Origin of the sequence: Citricoccus sp., assembly GCF_035445025.1 — a bacterium.
Classification (GTDB): Bacteria; Actinomycetota; Actinomycetes; order Actinomycetales; family Micrococcaceae; genus Citricoccus.
Genome location: NZ_DAOMPX010000172.1, coordinates 1 through 1152, shown reverse-complemented (window position 1 = coordinate 1152; position 1152 = coordinate 1). Strand labels below are relative to the sequence as shown.

Below are 1152 nucleotides of genomic sequence, written 5' to 3'. Positions count from 1 at the left end.
ACGGTGGAGCAGATGGAGTCCGCCGGCCTGCCCGCGTCCACCCCGCTGGCCGGGCATGATCTCCATGCTCCCCTCCGAGCCGTCGTCGCCGATGCGGTGGCCCGGACGCGGGCGTCCATCGGGGCCTGAGCCCGTGGAGTCACGGCGAACTCAGAGTTACGATCACGCTCGACGGTGATCGGCCCGGCGTGTCCCACCGTCGAGCGTGATCGTGACTCCGGTGGGCGGCAGTTCCGGCGGCCAGGGTACGGGCGGCCCTCACGCGCCGAGGGAGATCTCACCCACCGGCTGGCCCGGGTCCGCGGCGAAGCCCAATCCGGACGGCGCCACCCCGTCCATCACCAGTTGCGCCCCCAGGGCCGCGACCATGGCGCCGTTGTCCGTGCACAGCCGCGGCGGCGGGACGGTCAGCCCGATGCCGGCCGCCGTGCAGCGCTCGGCCAGCAGCTCACGCAGCCGGGAGTTCGCCGCGACGCCGCCGCCGAGCAGCAGGTGCCCGATCCCGTGCTCCGTGCAGGCCCGCACCGCCTTGGCGGTGATCACGTCCGCGACCGCCTCCTGGAAGGACGCGGCGATGTCCGCCGTGGGGATCTGCTCGTCCGGCACGCCGGCGGCCTCGAACTGCTCCACGCACCGGGCCACGGCGGTCTTCAGCCCGGAGAAGGACCAGTCGTGCCGGTGCCTGCCGGGTTCCTGCGCGGTGCCCACGAACTTCGGGGCGCTCAGCCCGCGCGGGAACCGGAACGCGGTGGGGTTGCCCTGCCGGGCCAGCCGGTCGATCACGGGCCCGCCGGGGTAGCCGGCCCCGAGCAGCCGGGCGACCTTGTCATAGGCCTCGCCGGCGGCGTCGTCGATGGTCGAGCCGAGCAGTTCCACGTCCGTGGTGAGCCGGTTGACCCGCAGGATCTCGGTGTGCCCGCCGGAGACCAGCAGCGCACCGAGGTGTTCCGGCAGCGGACGGCCCCCGCCCGCACCGGACCCCACGACGACGGCCGGCCCGGTCCCGCGGCCGGCCTCCGGCCCCGCGCCCGTCACCTCGTCCAGCAGCCCGACGCCGACGTGCGCGACCAGGTGGTTGATGCCGTAGAGCGGGGTGCCCGTGGCCAGGGCCAGGGCCTTGGCGCCGGCCACGCCGACCATGAGCGCCCCGGC

The 1152-nt window shown here is 75.2% G+C and carries 1 protein-coding gene; it reads right to left on the bottom strand.

From position 1 onward, the window contains the following. Nucleotides 1-258: 258 nt before the first annotated feature. The coding region (locus PLJ28_RS15950) for a tRNA (adenosine(37)-N6)-threonylcarbamoyltransferase complex transferase subunit TsaD (protein ID WP_324590452.1) at nucleotides 259-1152 on the bottom strand (894 nt) is incomplete at its 5' end.